At 67.8% G+C, this 17,541-nt stretch carries 10 protein-coding genes; 4 read left to right on the plus strand and 6 right to left on the minus strand.

The genetic code is table 11. From position 1 onward, the window contains the following. Nucleotides 1–149: 149 nt before the first annotated feature. Nucleotides 150–1,751, plus strand: coding sequence for an L-lactate permease (locus tag LDZ27_RS09380; RefSeq protein WP_244813837.1), 1,602 nt, complete (start codon nucleotides 150–152; stop codon nucleotides 1,749–1,751). A gap of 298 nt (nucleotides 1,752–2,049) precedes the next feature. Beyond that, on the plus strand, nucleotides 2,050–2,988 hold the full coding sequence (locus tag LDZ27_RS09385; RefSeq protein ID WP_244813838.1) for a DMT family transporter: 939 nt from the start codon (nucleotides 2,050–2,052) through the stop codon (nucleotides 2,986–2,988). A gap of 432 nt (nucleotides 2,989–3,420) precedes the next feature. On the opposite strand, the gene arfB is transcribed toward LDZ27_RS09385, so the two are convergent. From arfB to recC, 4 genes are read right to left on the minus strand one after another with little or no spacing between them, the layout of a single operon-like run. Beyond that, complete coding sequence (gene arfB, locus LDZ27_RS09390; RefSeq protein ID WP_244813839.1) at nucleotides 3,421–3,828, minus strand: alternative ribosome rescue aminoacyl-tRNA hydrolase ArfB; 408 nt, start codon at nucleotides 3,826–3,828, stop codon at nucleotides 3,421–3,423. A gap of 5 nt (nucleotides 3,829–3,833) precedes the next feature. Further along, complete coding sequence (locus tag LDZ27_RS09395) at nucleotides 3,834–5,948, minus strand: AAA family ATPase (RefSeq protein WP_244813840.1); 2,115 nt, start codon at nucleotides 5,946–5,948, stop codon at nucleotides 3,834–3,836. Beyond that, a complete protein-coding gene (recB, locus tag LDZ27_RS09400) occupies nucleotides 5,945–9,661 on the minus strand; it encodes an exodeoxyribonuclease V subunit beta (RefSeq protein ID WP_244816100.1) in 3,717 nt (1,238 codons plus the stop codon). Before recB ends, LDZ27_RS09395 begins: the two co-directional genes overlap by 4 nt. Nucleotides 9,662–9,666: 5 nt before the next feature. Next, complete coding sequence (gene recC / locus LDZ27_RS09405) at nucleotides 9,667–13,080, minus strand: exodeoxyribonuclease V subunit gamma (protein WP_244813841.1); 3,414 nt, start codon at nucleotides 13,078–13,080, stop codon at nucleotides 9,667–9,669. Between the two features lie 183 nt (nucleotides 13,081–13,263). Here recC and LDZ27_RS09410 point away from each other — a divergent pair, with 183 nt between their 5' ends. After that, complete coding sequence (locus tag LDZ27_RS09410) at nucleotides 13,264–15,747, plus strand: FUSC family membrane protein (RefSeq protein WP_244813842.1); 2,484 nt, start codon at nucleotides 13,264–13,266, stop codon at nucleotides 15,745–15,747. 9 nt (nucleotides 15,748–15,756) lie between these two features. On the opposite strand, the gene LDZ27_RS09415 is transcribed toward LDZ27_RS09410, so the two are convergent. Both LDZ27_RS09415 and LDZ27_RS09420 read right to left on the minus strand, forming a co-directional pair. Further along, nucleotides 15,757–15,987: a hypothetical protein gene (locus LDZ27_RS09415; protein WP_244813843.1), complete on the minus strand. Its 231-nt coding sequence runs from the start codon at nucleotides 15,985–15,987 to the stop codon at nucleotides 15,757–15,759. A 344-nt stretch (nucleotides 15,988–16,331) separates the two neighbouring features. After that, nucleotides 16,332–16,799 carry an Lrp/AsnC family transcriptional regulator gene (locus LDZ27_RS09420; RefSeq protein ID WP_244813844.1) on the minus strand — a complete coding sequence of 156 codons (468 nt, stop codon included), beginning with the start codon at nucleotides 16,797–16,799 and terminating at the stop codon, nucleotides 16,332–16,334. Nucleotides 16,800–16,926: 127 nt separating this feature from the next. On the opposite strand from LDZ27_RS09420, the gene LDZ27_RS09425 reads away from it, so the two are divergent. Continuing rightward, nucleotides 16,927–17,523 (plus strand): cysteine dioxygenase family protein, encoded by a 597-nt coding sequence (locus LDZ27_RS09425; RefSeq protein ID WP_244813845.1) that lies wholly within the window; start codon nucleotides 16,927–16,929, stop codon nucleotides 17,521–17,523. The last annotated feature ends 18 nt before the right edge of the window (nucleotides 17,524–17,541 follow it).

The following is a 17,541-nucleotide window of genomic DNA, read 5'->3' on the forward strand; positions in this document are numbered from 1 at the left end:
TGACGGAGTCCATCCGTCACCTATTCTTAGTGGGCGCGTTATGCGGGTGCTTAAAGCGGCGGCCGCCGCTCCCGCTGATGGAACAACGACACTCCACGCGCATGGCGGCTCGCGGCCGCCGCCTCGCCAACACAAGAAACGGAGACCCGATGTTCCATCAGCTACTCACCCCCATTGCGAATTCCCTGGCGCTCTCGTTCATCGTTGCGGCGCTGCCTATCGTCGTCGTGCTGGTGCTGCTCGGCTGGGCGAGACGGCCCGCCTGGCAGGCATCGCTCGCCGGCCTGATCGTCGCGCTGATCATCGCGGTGGCGGGATGGGGCTTTCCGGTCGGCCTCGCGCTGAATTCGGTCGCGGCGGGCGCGGTCTTCGCGCTGTGGCCGGTCATGTGGATCGTGTTCGCCGCGATCCTGCTCTATAACGTCGCGCAACGCTCCGGACGATTCGAGGCCTTTCGCCTCTGGATGGTCGATAACCTTCCGAACGACCGGCGCATCGTGCTCGTCGTGATCGGCTTCTCGTTCGGCGCGCTGCTGGAAGGCATTTCCGGTTTCGGCACGCCGATCGCGATCACCAGTTCGCTGCTGATCCTGCTCGGTTTCCCGACGCTCGAAGCGCTCACCTTCACGCTGATTTTCAACACGGCGCCGGTGGCCTTCGGCGCGCTCGGCGTGCCGATCACCGTGCTCGGCGCCGTCACGCACCTGCCGACCGACGCGCTCGCGAAAATGGTCGGCCGCCAATTGCCGCTCTTCGCGTTCTTCCTGCCGTTCTATGTGATCGGCATCTACGCCGGCTTTCGCAACATGCTGCGCGTGTGGCCGGTGCTGCTCGTCTCGGGCGGCGCGTTCGCGCTCACGCAGTACGTGACGTCGAACTACATCAGCTATGCCCTGACCGACGTGCTTTCGTCGCTCGTCTCGCTGATTCTCACGATTGCTTTCCTGCGCGTATGGAAGCCCGCGCCGGACGAGCGCTTCGCCGTGAACGTCGATCGCCTCGCGCAGACGCGCGCGACGGTTCCGGGCGCGCAGGGCTGGCTGCCGTGGATCGTGGTGTCGGTGGTCGTGATCGTGTGGACGGTGGCGAAGATCTTCATGATCGGCGATGTGAAGGTCCCCTGGCCGGGCCTCGACAAGGCGGTCTACATCACGCTCTATAACCAGCCGTATGGCGCGATCTGGGACTTTCAGCCGCTCGCGACCGGCACGGCGATTCTCGTCGCGGCGATCATCACGGCGGCGCTCGTCAAGCTGCCGGCGCGCCAATTCGGCGCGGCGATCGCCGATACGTGGATCCAGACGCGCATCGCGATTCTCACGGTCGCGACGATCGTCGGGCTGGCTTATCTGATGAACTACTCGGGCATGAACTACACGCTCGGCCTGGGCGTGGCTTCTGTCGGGCCGTTCTTTCCGCTCGTGTCGGCGTTCCTCGGTTGGGTCGCGGTATTCCTCTCGGGCAGCGATACGTCGGGCAATGCGCTCTTCGGCAATCTGCAGGTCGTGGCGGCGCATCAGCTCAATCTGAATCCCGTGCTGATGGCCGCGACGAACTCCTCGGGCGGCGTCATGGGCAAGATGATCTCGCCGCAGAATATTTCGACGGGCGTCGCCACCACGGAACTGAAGGGCAAGGAAGGGCTTGTTTTTGCGCGGACGTTCAAGCATTCGATTCTGCTGACCATCCTGCTCGGCGTGCTCGTCTGGCTGCAGCAGAACGTGCTGACGTGGATGATCCCGCCGCATTGAACGGGGTTTCCTGCGGTTCGGCTCGGTGCCATGTCCGTCGGGCGGGGTTCCGCTTCGTGCGCCCGCGGAGCAACGCGGGCAACCCGATACCCCTGCGCGCGTCGTCATGTACGTACCGCGCGCGCCTCCGACCTCGAATGAAACAGCAAGGCTCGCATGAGCCATCGCGGGTAACGTGTCGGTTCGCCCTGAACCGCACACGTCACCGGCGCGAGCCTGCCCGATCGCTCGGTCTTCCGGCTCGCCGCACGGTGTAACATGCGCGGACTTTTAATCAGCAGTCTTGAAGTCCATCGCCATGTCCATCGTCAATTTGTTGCAATTAATCGTGCTGGCCGCCATGTGGGGCGCGTCGTTCCTGTTTATCCGAGTGGGTGTCGCCGAGTTCGGCGTCGCGCCGCTCATGGCCGTGCGCGTCGGGATCGGCGCGCTCTTCCTCGTCGCGATGCTGCTCGCGCGCGGCTCGTTTTCCACCACGCTCAGGACGATGCGCGCCCGCGCGGTGCCGCTCTTCGTCGTCGGCATCCTCAATTCGGCGGCGCCGTTCTGCCTCTTCGCGTTCGCGGAACTGACGCTTTCGGCGGGCGCCACGTCCGTCATCAACGCGACGACCCCGCTCTTTGGCGCGCTCGTCGCCTACCTCTGGCTCAAGGACCGCCTGACCGCCATGCGCACCATCGGCATGGCGATCGGATTCGCGGGCGTGCTGCTGCTCGTATTCAACCAGATCGCGACGCAAGGCGCGCACGACGCGGCTTCGTCCGGACTGCCCCTGCGCGGCATGCTGGCGGCGGGCGCGGCGCTCGCGGCATCGGCGCTGTATGGCATCGCGGGCAACTTCGCGAAGAAGTATCTGATGGACGTCGATGCGACGACCAATGCCGCCGGAAGCATGATCGGCGCGTCCGTTGCGCTTGCGCCGCTTGCCGCGATGAGCTGGCCCGCGACGCCGGTTTCCGCGCACGCCTGGGGCGCGGTGATCGCGCTCGGCGTGTGCTGCACGGGCATCGCCTATTTTCTCTACTTCCGGATCGTGGCGTCGGCGGGTCCGGCCCGCGCGATGACCGTCACGTTCGTCATTCCGCTCTTCGGCATCTTGTGGGGCGCGTTATTTCTGGACGAGCATGTGTCGCTTGTGATGCTCGAAGGATGCGCCGTGGTGCTGGCGGGAACGGCGCTCGCAACGGGCATGGTGAAGCGGCTGCCGTTCTCGGCGCGCAAGGCGGCGCTGCGGTGAGTTGGCTGGGGGCGGCGATTTGATCGAAAGCGCCCGTTTTCGATTTCGCGGTGCAAGGCGGCGCGGCGGTAAGCAGCTTCAAGCGGCGATTCGTCGAAGCCGAAACCGCGCGCGTGTGACTCGTCATGCATCGAAGGATGCGGCGGCGTGCTGGCGGGAACGGCGCTCGCAATGGGCATCGTCAAGCGGCTGCCGTTCGCGGCGCGCAAGCCAGCGCTGCGCAAGCCGTTCCGGGACGACGATCCGCCAAACCCAAAACTGCGTTCGAGGCCGCCGTAACGCACGTTGCGCGCGGCGTCTCGAACGCGGTTTGAGCGCACAGGTTCCCTTTCGAAAAGGCGCGCAGCAAAAGTGTCCGTCGCGCTTGAGACGCTGCCGGCACACGCCGGCGATCCACCGGCGAACCACGAGCCGCCTAGAAACCACCCGCCCCTACTCCCCCCGCACCGCCCCGCGCCCCGCCTTCACCGCGCCGCGCTTCAATTTCCCTTCCACGCGACGCACCTGCGATGCCCGCGTCGGCTTCGTCGCGACGCGCTTGCGCCGCGTGACGCTCACGCTGCGCACGAGTTCGTCGAGCCGCGCGAGCGCCGCCGCGCGATTCATGTCCTGCGTGCGATGCTCCTGCGCCTTGATGACGATGACGCCATCGCGCGTCACGCGGCTGTCGGCGAGCGCGAGCAGCCGCGCCTTGATGTGCTCCGGCAGGGACGACGCGCGGATGTCGAAGCGCAAATGGATCGCGCTCGACACCTTGTTGACGTTCTGCCCGCCCGCGCCCTGCGCGCGAACGGCCGTCAGTTCGATCTCACCGGGCGCAATCGCGAGGCTATCGGTCATCACGTTCACTCCTTCGATAAAGCAAGCCGCGCCATTCTCGACGCGAGGCCCGAATCGCGGCGCGTCGGCGCATCGACGGCCTGCGCGAAGATCGTCGCCGAGCCGATCACCTCGATGCGGCGGCGCGCACGCGTGATCGCCGTGTAGACCAGCTCGCGCGACAGCACGCGCACGAAACCCGCCGGCAGGACGAGCGCGGCATGATCGAATTCGGAACCTTGCGACTTGTGGACCGTCAGCGCGAACGCCGTATCGTGTGGCGGCAGCGCGGCGGGCGACACGTAGCGCAGCGATCCGTCCGCGAGCCTGAACGTCACACGCAGCGCGCCGTCCGCGCCCGGCAGCGCGATGCCGATATCGCCGTTGAAAAGCCCGAGCGCGTAGTCGTTGCGCGTCACGATCACCGGCCGTCCGGCGAACCACTGCGCTCCGAGTGCAAGCGCGATGCCCGCCTGCTCGCGCACGCTCGCCGCGATGCGCGCGTTCAACTCGTCGACGCCGCGCGGACCTTTGCGCGTGGCGCAGAGCACGCGGAAGCGGTTGAGCGCGTCGAAGAGCCGGGCTTCGCCTTCCGGCGCCGCGCCCGCTGCCGCCCGGCGCGCTTCGAGCACCGACGACAGCGCGTCCGCGTAGCCGCCGAAGCCCTTCGCAAGATGCGCGAGCGTGCGCTCGGTGAGCGCGGGATGCGCGTCGTCGATGAGGACGGCGGCGGGCGCGGCGGCGGCGTCATGCTGTGCGGCGGCGGATTGCGTCGCGTCGAGCGCAGCGAGGCACGCCTCGACGTCGCCGTTGCGAATCGCGATCGACAGGCGGCCGATCGCCGAATCCAGCCCGAAGCGATAGTTCCGCGCGAGCCAGACAACGCAATCGGTGAGCGGCGCGTCGTTGGCCGGCGCGGGCATGTCGTCGTCCTGCGGGGCGGTGTCGATCGTGGCGAAGAGGTCGGCGTAGCCTTCGTCGTCGAACATGGGCGGCGCGGACGGCTCGCTCGGCGCGTCGCCGGCAAAGGGCGACGCGTTGGAATCCCCCGCCGGCGGAACGTCGCTCGTGCTCGCCGATACGCGCGGCAACGCGGCGCGCAGCCGCGCGTCGTCCACGGCGAGCGCCCGCGCGATTCCCTTCGCGCCGGACTCGCTGAAGACCGGCTGCGCGCTCAGTTCCGCGAAAACCGCGCCCGCCTCGACCGCCGAAAGCTGGTCCTTGTCGCCGAGCATCACGAGCCGGCTCGACGGCGCGACCGCTTCGAGCAAGTGCGCCGCGAGCGCGACGTCGATCATGGAAGCCTCGTCGACCACGATCACGTCGTAAGGCAACGGATTGTCCCGATGATGCCGGAAGCCGCCGTCCGGCCGCACGCCCAAAAGTCGCTGCAGCGTGAACGACGTGCGCGGCAGGCGCTCGGCCAGCGCGGGCGGCAGCTTGTCCGCGCGCTCGATCAGCGCCTCCTGCATGCGCTGCGCGGCCTTGCCGGTCGGCGCGGCGAGCGCGATGCGCAGGTCCGGATCGGCGTCGAGCAGGCAGGCGAGCACGCCCACGACCGTCGTCGTCTTGCCGGTGCCCGGACCGCCGCTCACGATCGTGAGCCGGCCCGCCAGCGCGAGAAGCGCGGCGACGCGCTGCCAGTCGATGTCGTCGTCGGCAGCCGGCCCGAAATAGCGTGCGATGCGCCCGGCCTGCACCGCGAGTTCCTGCGGCGAAAGCGCTGAAGGCGCCCCGCGCGCCCGCTCGACGAGCGCCACTGCGAGCCGGCGCTCGTAGTCGAAGTAACGCGCGAGATAGAGCCGCCCGTCCTCGTCGATGACGAGTGGCCGCAACTGCGACGCGTGGATGAGCGGCCGCGTGCGCGCGAGGCTCGCCACGCCGCTTGCGAGCAGCGCGTCGCGCGCCTCGTGAAAGCGCGCGGCGTGCCGGCGCGCGAGCGCGGCAAGCGGCATGCAGACGTGTCCGAGCGCGGTCGCCCGGCTGATGGCGAGCGCCGCCCGCTCTGCCCACGACGCCGCGTGCTCGCTCGCGCCCAGGCGCCGCGACAGTTCGCCCATGCGCCGTGCGAAGCCTTCCGCGAGTGCCGCGCTTTCGTCCGCGACCGCCGATGCCGGCAGATTCTCTTCGATGGTGCTCATGCCGCGCCTCCGGACATCGCCCGGTCGAGCGCCTCGACGAGCGCGAGCGGCGGCCGTCCGCGATGCACGCCGCTTGCCGCGTCGCCGTCGCGCCAGTCGGGACGCACGCCGCGCACGAACAAATACAGATAGCCGCCGACATGCGTCTCGTATTCGTAGCCGGCCACGCGCGCGCGCAGATAGCGATGCAGCGCGACCACGTAGACGAGCGCCTGCAAGTGATACGCGTGATGCGCCATCGCCTGCGCGAGCGGCGCGGCGCGGTAGTCCTCGGGCGCATCGCCGAGATGATTCGACTTCCAGTCGATGATCCAGTAGCGCCCGTCGTGCTCGACGATCATGTCGATGAACCCCTTGATGAAACCGCGCAGCGCGCCCGCTTCCAGCGCAACGTCCGGATAACCGTGCGCGGCGAGAATCCGCCGCAGCGCCGCAAAATCCAGCGACGGCGCGGGAAACAAAAACTCGAGCTCGTTCATGCGCCGCGCCGTCGGGACACGCGCTAACTGCAAGCCCGGCGCGATCTCGGCCGCGAGCGTATCGGCGAGAAGGCGATGCATCATCGGGCGAAGACGTTGCGCGAGCGGCTCGGGCGCGGGCGTCGGATGCTCACGCAGCGCGCGCTCGATCACCTCGCGCCACGTCGCGGGCTGCGTGAAATCGGCGAGTTCGTACATGCGATGCAGGCATTCGCCCGCCGCCGCGCCGCGCGGAAACGCGAGGATGTCGTCGTCGGCGAGCACGGCCGCCTCGCGCGGGACGGGGGCTTGCACGGGCAGCGCGTCGAGATCGGCGAGTTCGTCGTGATCGGGACGCGCTTCCACGGCCTGCGGCTGATTGGCTTCGTCGCGCGCGCCCGCCGCGATCAGCGAGCTGAAGCTCGCCATGCGCCAGCGGTCGCGCAAAAGACGTCGGTTCGTGCGCGCGTCGATGTCGTGCGTGTCGGTGTCGTCGGCGGCGAGCGGCTCGCGCGACTCGATGACCGGCAGCGGCGTCACGCCGATCGCGCCTCGCGCCTCTGCCTCGAGCGCATGCCACGCAGCGACGATGCCCGCCTCGTCGGGCGGCTCGTCGCAGAAGGCGTCGAAGTCCTGACCGGCTCCCGCAACGAGCCAGTTGAGCACGCTGCGCCGCGACTCCTTCGTCGACTTGTTCGACACGTTCGAGATATAGACGCCCGCGACCACATAGCAGCGATACACCGCGCGCGTGAGCGCAACGTAGACGAGGCGCGCGCGCTCGGCGGCCTGCTCGCGCGCGATCGCGGCGCTCACCTCTTTCGATTCGTCCTCGTCGATGCCGTAGTGCAGCACGGCAACGCCCGCGTCGTCGTGATATTCCCTCGCGTCCGGCAGCCCGGATTTCGACGCATCGCGCGCGGCGCCGTCGTTCAGGAACGGGCAGAACACGACCGCGTATTCCAGCCCTTTCGACTTGTGGACCGTCACGATCTGCACGAGATTGCGGTCGGACTCCAGACGCAGTTGCGCGTCCTCGCCGCCGCCCTGCTGCGCGCGCTGCGCGGCGAGCCAGCGCAGCGTCGGCGCGATGCCCGGCTGCTCCGCCGAACGCGCCTGCAACAGTTCCGCGAGATGGTTGACGTTCGTGAGCCTGCGCTCGCCGTCGGGTCGCGCGACGAGGCGCGCCGCAATGGACAGTTCGCGCGCGAGCGTGCGCCACATGACCGCGAAGCCGCGCTCGTGCCAGATCGTGCGATAACGCGAGAAGCGCTCGACCCAGCTCGTGGAATCGTTCGCGCCGTCGTTGGCATCGGCGGCGGACACCGCATGTTCGAGCCGCCAGAGCGCGGCTCCGTCGAGACCGAACCAGTCGGTCGCGAGCGCGGCGCGCAGACGGCGCAGGTCGCCGGGCGTATCGATGGCGGCGAGCACGCGCTCGATCTGCTCGGCATCGAGCGCGCCGAACACCGACGCCTGCGCAAGCTCGACGCTGCCGACGCCCCACGCCGCCAGCACGCGCTTCACGATGCTGCCCTGCCGGTGCGTCTGAACGAGCACGGCGATATCGCCGGCGCAGAGTGGCTTGTCGCCGATACGCACTTCGCCGCGCTGCGCGCCGCGCAACAGGCGCGCGATTTCGGCGGCGCACGCCTCTGCGCCATCGCGCTGCGCGTTGCCTTTGGAGAGCGCCGATTCGCCGTGCGGCAGCATCCACACGCAGAAATCGGCGATATCGGAATACGCGGCGGCGGGCGTTTCGTCGACGAACGGACCGCGCGCACGCGTGCCCGCGCGCACCGGCTGATAGCCGAGCCCGTCGAGGATGAACGCGGACGGATTCGCGCCGAACACGCGGTTGCACGCGTCGATGATGCGCGCGGTCGAGCGCTGGTTCACCGCGAGCGTGTAGCGCGCGCTCGCGCCGTGACGCGCGGCGAGGTACGTGTGCAGGTCGGCGGCGCGGAAGCTGTAGATCGCCTGTTTGGGATCGCCGACGAGAAAGAGCGGCCCGTGCGGTGCGAACACGCGATTGAAGATCGCGTATTGCAGCGGATCGGTGTCCTGGAATTCGTCGATGAGCGCGGCCGGATAGCGCGCGCGCAGTGCGTCGGCGAGCCACGCGTGCCTGACGAGCGCGTGATGCAGATTCGAGAGCAGATCGTCGAACGAGACGACGCGGCGCGCGCGCTTTCTCGCCGACAGCTCGGCGGGCGCGTAGTCCAGCCATTCGCGCACGATGTCGAGCCACAGCGCGCGCTGCGCTGCCTCCGCTGCCGCCGCCGACGCCGCGAGCGCCTCGGCCTGCTCGAAAAACGGATGCGCGGGCGGCGTCTGTCTCACCTTCGTGCCCTTCGCGAGCGCCGCCGCCGTGAGTTTCAGCGCTTCCTTCGGCGGCTGCGCGTGACAGTCGGCATCGGCGAAATAGGCGGTCCAGGCTTCGATGGCTTCCTCGATGATCTTCGCGCTATAGCTGCGGCCATTCAGCGCGCCTTGCGCGTCCGCGAGAAGCCGGGCGATGGCGCCGCGCTCCGCGTTCCACAACGCGCAGGCTTCGTCGAAGCGCGCGCGCGGATCGGCCGCATCGCCTTGTTCGGTTGCCATGCCGCCCCAGCGCAGTTCCGCGAGCGGCTTCTTGAGACGCCGCGCAAGCTGCGCATCGAGCGATGCCGGCCCCGCGCCTTTTGCGACGAGCCACGACGCGAACGACGGCGTGCGTGCGGCAGCCGGCTCCACGCGCTCGCGCCAGAAGTCGGCGGCAAGCTCCAAGCGCAACGTGCTGTCGTCGGCTTCCATGTCGAACGCGAACGGCATCGCGGCGGCGAACGGCGCTTCCTGCAGCGCGCGCTGGCAGAACGCGTGGATCGTGTGGATGGCGGCCTGATCGAAACTATGCAGCGCGATACGGATGCGTTGCAGCGCTTCTTCCGCACCGACCTCTTCGAGCGTCGTCTCGAAGAGACGTTCGATGAACGGGTCGCCCGCCGCATCGGCGTTTTCGATCGCATGAGCGACGCCCGCGAGCCGCGTGCGAATGCGCTCGTGCAGCTCGGCGGTCGCGGCCTTCGTGAAGGTCACAACGAGAATCTGCTCGACGCTCAGACGCTTTTCCAGCAGGAGCCGCACGTAAAGCGCGCAGATGTTCCAGGTCTTGCCCGTTCCGGCGGACGCCTCGATCTGGCTCACGCCATCGAGCGGGCAAGCAAAGACGTCGAGTTCCTGCACGATCTCGCCACTGACGTGTGTGTTCACCATGCTCGTCATGCGGCGCTCCGCAGATGTTGGCGAAGCGGCTCGAAGACGATGCGCGCGAGCGCGGCGAAACGCTCGTCGAGCGTGAGCGGTTCGCCGCGAAACGCGATGCGATAGACGGGATCATCGGACTCGGCGCGCGTGCGCTCGGAATCCCACGCGGCTTGCGCCTTCGATCGGCCCTCGCTCATCTCCAGCCACGCGCTCTTCGGAAAGAAGCGCAGCGGCATGCGGCGTCCCGCGCGGTAGAGCGCCGCGAGTGCGCCCAGATGCGCGAGCGGACGCTCGACGGGCGCGAGTTCGAAGTCCGCCGAGCGCGCGCCGCGTCCGTGCCAGACGGTGCGGCGCGGGCCGTCGGGAAGCGCCGCGCAATACGCGAGATGCGCGAGCCACGCGCAGAGGTAATCGCGCGCGCGCGGCTCGTCGTAGCGATAGATCACCTGTCCCTGCGGCGTCAGGCGATTGAGCGTGCCGGCGAGCGTGAACGGCCGCTCATCGACGAGCGCATCGTCATGGTTGCCGAAGAGCGCGACGCCGCCCGTGTCGGGCCAGCGCGGTGCGATGTCGAAGACGAACGGCAGGCGCGCTTGCCCGTCCGCCACCGATGCGCGGATGCGCTCCGCGAGACTCGAAAGCGCGTGCATCTCGCGCGCCTGCCATACCGCGCCGGTCGCGCCGCCGGGCATTTCCGGACTCGTGCGCGCGACATCGCGTGCGCGCTGGCTCGCGCCATGCGCCGCGTCCGCGTGCGCTTCGACGAGCGCGGGCAGCACGCGCGCGGCGAGCGCATCGCGGCCCGCGAAGCCGAGTTCGAACGGCTCGGTCATGTCGAGTTCGGCTTCGGCATCGACGAGCGCGATGCCGAGTCGGTCACGCAGCAACGCGCGCGCGGGATGCCGCCAGAAGCGCACGAAGTCGTCGAACGGGACGATTTCCTCGTCCTCTTCAACGGGCAGCGGCTGCGCGAAAAACGGCGCGCCCGGCTGCGTGCGCCCCGCCGCGAGCGCGCGCGCAAGCTCCGCGCGCTCCGGCTCGTAAGTGAAGAGCCGGCCGCCTGGCTCGAAATATTCCGGCGCGAAAGGCTGAAGCGGATGTTCGAAGACGAAGCGCGCGCGGGCCTTCGCGAGATCGTCCGGCGCGGCGTGCTCGCCCGCGACCGCTTGCGCCAGATAGTCGAGCAGTTCGTCGATCAAGGCGGCGGGCGGCAGCACGGCGTTGTCGCGAATGCTGCGCCCGGTGTAGGCGATCATCAGCCGGTCGCGCGCGGCGAGCAGGAGATCGAGAAAGAGATTGCGCTCGTCGTCGCGTCGCTGGCGGTCGCCGAGCTTGCCGAAAGCCGCCATCAGATCGAATTCGTCGGCGCGCGCGAGGCTCGGCAGCATGCCGTCGTCCATGCCGAGCAGACACACCACGCGATACGGCAGCCCGCGCAGGCTCGTCAACGACGAAAACGTGACGCCGCCCCACGGCACGCCGCCGCGCGCCGGATCGTCGAGCGTATCGGTGAGCGCGGTGCGGATCACGGCCGCGGACACCTGCGTGTCGCGCGCGCCTTCGTCGATTGCGGCGATCAGCGCGTCGATGGCGTGGCGGACGTCGCCGATGGCGTCGTTGAACGCGACGCCCGCATCGAAGAAACGCGCGAGCGCGTCGAGCAGCAAGCCGCCCCACGCGCGCGCCGTGCGCGGCGCTTCGATGTCTTTTGCAAAGGCGTCGATATCGTCGATGAAGCGCGTGAGGCGTCCGAGCAGTTCGGCCTCGGAACCCTGCGCGCCTTCGACCGGCAGCCAGTCCGCGACCGGCGCGCCGCCGCCCGGCAGCGCGTAGCCGAGATAGAGCCGCGTGAGCGCGTCGGCAAAGGTGTGGCGCGCGGCGGGCACATGCTCGCCGGTCACTTCGTCCGGGCGCAGACCGCGCCGGGCGCCCGCCGCCGCGAGCCATTCCTGCGCCGTTTCGAGCGATGCCGCATCGATGCCGTAGCGCGTCGCGATCGCATCGACACGCAGCCATTCAATCAGCTCCGGCGCGCCGACGCCGCGTTCGGCGAGCGCGAGCCAGTCGAGCAGCGCCCGCGCGACGGGATTGGCCTGCGACGGCGGCAAGCCCGTGATGCGATACGGAATGCGCCGCCGCTCGTTGCTCGCGCCGGCGGGCGCCGTGCCGAAGATACCGTCGATCAGCGGCCCCGCCACCGCGAGATCCGGAAACGCGACGAGCACATCGGACGGCTCGAGACCTTCTATCTCGTCGAACCAGTCGAGCAGCCGGTCGTGCAGCACTTCGAGCTGCCGCGAAAGGCTATGGCAGACATGGACCTCGATGCCCGCATCGGCGATCTCGCCGGGCTGCGGCGCGGCGTTGTCTTCGTCGAGCGCGAGAATGCCGTTCTGCACGCGCGCGAGCCACGTCGGAGCAGGATTTTCCTCGAAGAGTTCGCGCTCGCTCGATGTCGCGCGCTCCGTCAACTCGTGCAACATGTGTAGCTGCGCCTGCGTCTGCCGGCCCCATTCCGCGAGCAGCGGATGACCGACCTCCTGGAAGTCCGCCTCGCCCTTCAGTTCCAGTTGCTCGACGCGCGCCTTGCTCACGATGTCGAACCAGAATTCGCGGCACGGATTGAGCGCGTACACGCGCACGTCGATCCAGCGCGAGAGTTCGCGCAGCAACGCGATATGCAGCGGCGGCATCGTCGGCAGCGCGAACACGCTGATGCGGCGCGGCCACGCTGCGCGCATCGCGGTTTCCAGGTCGAAGGCCGGCGCTTCGGCAAGAAAGCGGTACGCGGGCGGCGTTGCGTCGTGCGCTTTGTCGTGCTCCGCATGCTGCTCTTCCCCCGCCGATGCGAGGTCCGCAAGCAACGCGCGCCACAGTTCGGCCTCCCAGCGCTCGTCCTGACGATGGATGTCGCTCGCGCCGGACAGACGCGGCCCGCGCGCATCGGTCTCTGCGCCGCCCGCGAGGATCGAGCCGCCCGCCTGCCATTGCGTGAGCCATTCCGGGCGATACGTCAGGTAATGATCGAACACGGTCGCGATGCGGCGCGCGAGTTCGTAGCGCATGGAATCGTCGGCGGCATTCAGATACGTCGAGAGCCGCGGCGCCTGCCTGAACGCGGGCTCGTCGAAGAGACGGTAGCAGCGCCACGCGAGACGGTCCGGCGCGAACGGCGAATGCGCGGGCACCGGCAGCACGCGGCCGATCTGCGCCCACAGCCACTGCGCGAGATAGCAGAACTGCACGTTCGCGCAGATGCCGAAGCGTTCGGCCATGTCCAGCTCGAGCCGGCGGCGCACGGCCGCGCTCGGCACGATGACGCTCTCGCTCGCGAAGGGATCGCTCTCGCGCATCGCGAATGCGTCGAGGTCTTCGAAGAGCGCGGCGGCAAGCGTTTCGTGACGGTTCGATTGAAAAAGTTCGAGCATGAAAGGCGGTCTGGACGCGCTTCGAGAAGCGCAGAAAGCAAAGGTTTGTCAAATCAAGCGCCAGCATAGCAAAGGGTGCCGCGCGCCGAGAACCTGGCCGTTCGGCCGAGGTCCGAACGCCTGCGGAGTTGAGTTAGACTCGATTTCGCTTTGCCCGCCCGAAGCGTCCACAACAGGAAGTCGATGCGTTACTCGTTCGAAATCAGGAAGTTCATCTACAGCCAGTACTTCTTTGGCGGCTTGCGCAGCGCGCTCGGCATTTCGCTTCCCGCAGTGCTGATGCTGATCGTCTTTCATAACCGCGAACTCGGCTTCACCATCGCGACGGGCGCGCTCGGCGCATGCGTCGTCGACATGCCCGGCCCACTCAAGCACAAGCACAACGAGATGCTCGCGTGCACGGTCATCGGCTTTTTCTCGGCGCTCGCCACGGGCATCGCGACGGCGCATCCGCTCACGCTCTGGCTGACGGTCGTGCCGCTCACCTTCGTGCTGTCGCTCATCGTCGTGTATGGCAATCGCTGGCCGCAGATCAGCTTCGCCACGCTCTTCATGATGATCGTGACGCTGGAGGAGCATTTCACGCCGATGCAGGCGCTCGTCAACGCGTCGTGGATCCTGCTCGGCGGCCTCTGGTACACGTACTGGGCGACGCTCGTCTCGCATCTGCTCGTCTATCGCGTCGAACGGCAGGCGCTCGCGCAGAGCATCTTCAGTTGCGCGGAGTATCTGCAGGCGCGCGCGGACTTCTACGACGGCGACGCCGATCTCGACGAGTGCTATCGAAAGCTGATCGAAAAGCAGATCGCGGCGGTCGAGCAGCAGGAAGCGGCGCGCGACATCGTGTTGCGCAACCTGCCGAAGGTGAAGAGCGGCAAGCTCGACGCGCGGCGCGCGCGGCTCTTCAATCTCTTCATCAACATCGTCGATCTGCACGAGTTTTTCGTCGGCGCGCACACGGATTACCCGCTCGTGCGCAAGACGTTCGCGGGTTCCGACGTGCTCGTGTTCTATCGCGACCTGATGCGAAAGGCGAGCGAAGACCTGGAGGAAATCGGGCTCGCCGTGCTGCAGAATCGCCCGGCGCCCGCGCGCATCAGCGTGAAGGCGGAATTGCGCGCGATCGAATACGAACTGGAACTGATGCGCAAGCAGGCGCTGCCGGAGAAGAATCCCGAGGCGTATGCGGCGGCGGCAGCGGTGTTTCGCAGGCTCTGGAGCGCGACGCGCCTGATCGACAAGATGCGCCGCCGCACGCGCGACGACGCGGTGCAGACGGAAACGGAAGTGCAGATCGATCACGCGCTCTCGCGCTTCATATCGAGCCGGCGCGTGCCGTTCATGCAGATTTTCTCGAATCTCACGATGGCCTCGCCGAGCTTTCGCCATGCGCTGCGCGTGACGATCGCGGTGGGCATCGGCTTCTGGCTCGGCAGGCTTTTGCCGCTCACCAACGCGTACTGGATCGTGATGACGACGGTCATCATCCTCAAGCCGGGATACTCGCTCACGAAGCAGCGCAATACGCAGCGGATCATCGGCACGGCGATCGGCTGCGCGGTCACCATCGCGCTCATCTTGCTGGTGAAGGACCCGCATATTCTGCTCGTCGCGATGTTCGCGTCGATGCTCATGAGCTACAGCCTCTTGCTCTTCAACTACGCGGCGAGCGTGGTGTTCACCTCCAGCTACGTGCTGCTGATGTTCCATCTGCTCGCGCCCGGCAGCATGCGGCTGATCGGCGAGCGCGCCATCGACACGGTCGTCGGCTGCGCAATCGCCATCGCGGCGAGCCATCTGTTTCCGTACTGGGAATATCGGCTGATGGGCAAGCTCGTGAAGGATCTGCTCGCGGCAACGCGAAACTATCTCGAAGCGAGCTGGTTGTGGAAGGCGAAGGCTTCGGTCAGAGCGTCCGCCAGCGACGCCACGCGCGCGCAAGAGACCGTGCCGAGCGCCGCATTCGCCGATGGCCACGCACGCGCCGCCGTCGCGTCGACGCACAGCATGGCGGTCGCCGCCACCGCCGTCGCCAACGATTCCGAAGTCGTCATCGCGCCCGCGATCAGGGCGGCGAGCGCGACGGCCGAGCGGCTCGCGTCGGTCGGCATCGGCGAAAGCACGGCGGCCACGGCGAGCAAGGGCGCATCCGCGGCGGCCACGGTCGCGGCCACCGCGCTCGACCGCGATTTCCGCTACCGGCTGGCGCGCAAGAATGTGCACGTTGCGTTCGCCAATCTCGCCCAGGCGTTTCAGCGCATGATGCTCGAGCCGAAAGCGCAGCAAAAGTACGTCGCGGAGCTGAACGACCTGCTCGTGCAGAGCCACGTACTCGCGTCGCAGATCACGGCGGCCGCGCCGCTTCTGCAATCGCTCAACGAGGCGGACGGCCAGTCGTTCGAACCGGTGCAGCGCGCATTCGGCGTCGTGCGGGACAATCTCTCGGAAGCGCAAGCCGTCGTGTCGGACGCGGACGGCGCGAGCGTATTCGATACGAAGGACATCCGGCGCGATCTCGACGCGATGGTCGCTGCCGCCGAGCGCGCGCAAACGCTGCCCGCCGACGCGATTCAGGACCTCAAACTGCTCGCGCATCAGTGCAAGCAGATGCTCACGGCCTCCGCGCTGATCCGCAAGGACGCGGCGCAGATTCGTCTGCCCGCGTGAGACGCCCCGCTATTGCGACGCGCCCGTGGCCGGCAGCGCCGGGCGCGCGTCGCTGGCCGCGGCGGGCGGCGCGCTCTGCTCCTCGAATTCGCGCTTCTCGCGGATCGCGTTGAAAAGCAGCGTGAAGATGACCAGCAACACCACCACGACGATGAACACGCCGATTGCGAGCGTCGGGTTCTTCTTTCGCTGCGGCGCTTCGGGGCGATCGTTGCGGTGGTCGTTACGGGGATCGGTCATGGCAGGCGCGGCGGCTCGTCGTTGATTTTGGGATGGAGCCAACATCGTACCCGGCTTCGTTTTCAGTTGGATTGCGGGCGTTACGCGATGGCTGCGCATCCAGCGTTTCGCGCGCCGAACGATGCCCGCGAAATTCTCTGCTGCATCGTCCAGCCTGTACGACGCACGCCCGAATGACCATACTCAAGCCGATTCCATGCGCGTCTGATTCCGGCAAGGGCTAAGGGGCAAGGCCGGAATGACCTAGTGACCGGACGTGTTGCGCCGCCCTCCCGGGGCGGCTTTCTTTTGCGCGGCGAAATGCGCGGATCACGCCGATCGCGCGAGCCGTGCGGAACGTGCGCTCAGGCGCCGGCGGCGGGACGCACGGGCAACGCCGTCGAATACTTGATCTGTTCCATCGCGAAGCTCGAACTGACGTCGTAGAGCGGCACCGCGCGAATGAGTTGCTTGTAGACGCGGTCGTAATCGTCGATGTCCGAGACCACCACGCGCAGCAGATAGTCGGTCTCGCCGCTCATCCGGTACACCTCGACCACTTCGGGAATATCGCGCACCGCGCGCGTGAATTCGTCCGCCCAGCTCTGCGTGTGCTGATTGGTGCGGACCGCGACGAAGACCGTCGTGCCGACGCCCAGCTTCTTCGGATCGCACAGCGCCACCTGCGCGCGAATCACGCCCGTCTCCTTCAGCCGCTGCACGCGCTTCCAGCATGGCGTCTGCGACAGATTCACGCGCGAAGCGAGTTCGGCGATCGGCATCGTCACGTCGCTCTGCAACAGTTCGAGCAGCTTGCGGTCGATGAGGTCCATTCCCATACTGCACCCCCGATAGGAAATTATTCTCTTTTTAGATATTCGAGCGAAATTATATGGAAACCAATTCTGGATGCAAGCCGGTATAAATCCATGATCGATCAACGAACCCGCGTACATTCCGATGAAGCTCGAACCGCTTGTCCGTCCGACGCGCCGGCAGCCGCCAGCCAGCGCCGCGCCCGGCGCTTTCGCCACCGAACGCCCGGCGCTTTCGCGCCTGTGCCACGACATCGACGCCGCGCTCGATGCCGCCGAAGACGACCGCGCCTCCTTTGGCATTCGCCTGCACGCGGCGCTGCGGCGCGCGATCGCCGATCCTGAACTGCTGCGCCCGGATGAGCGCGCGGGCAGCCCGCACGGTTACTGCCGCCATCTGCTCGCCGCCGACCCGCTCGGCCGCTACGCCATCGCAGCGCTCGTCTGGGAGCCGGGACAGGCAAGCCCGGTCCACGGCCATCGAACGTGGTGCGGCTATGCCGTTATCGACGGCACGCTCGCGGAAACGCTCTATCGCTGGGACGCCGACGCGCAGTGCGCGGTGCACACGCGCCATCGTGTGCGCGAAACGGGCGCCGTCTCGTATGTCGATGCGGGACGCGCCGCCATTCATCGGCTCGGCAATCCGGCCGATGCCCGCACGCGCGCCGTGTCGATCCACGTCTACGGCGTCGCGGGCGAACACATCGCCACGCACGTCAACGATCTGCTCGCCGCCTGACGGCTGAACGCCCCGCGC

The organism is Caballeronia sp. Lep1P3 (genome assembly GCF_022879595.1).
In the GTDB taxonomy this organism is placed as follows: Bacteria; Pseudomonadota; Gammaproteobacteria; order Burkholderiales; family Burkholderiaceae; genus Caballeronia.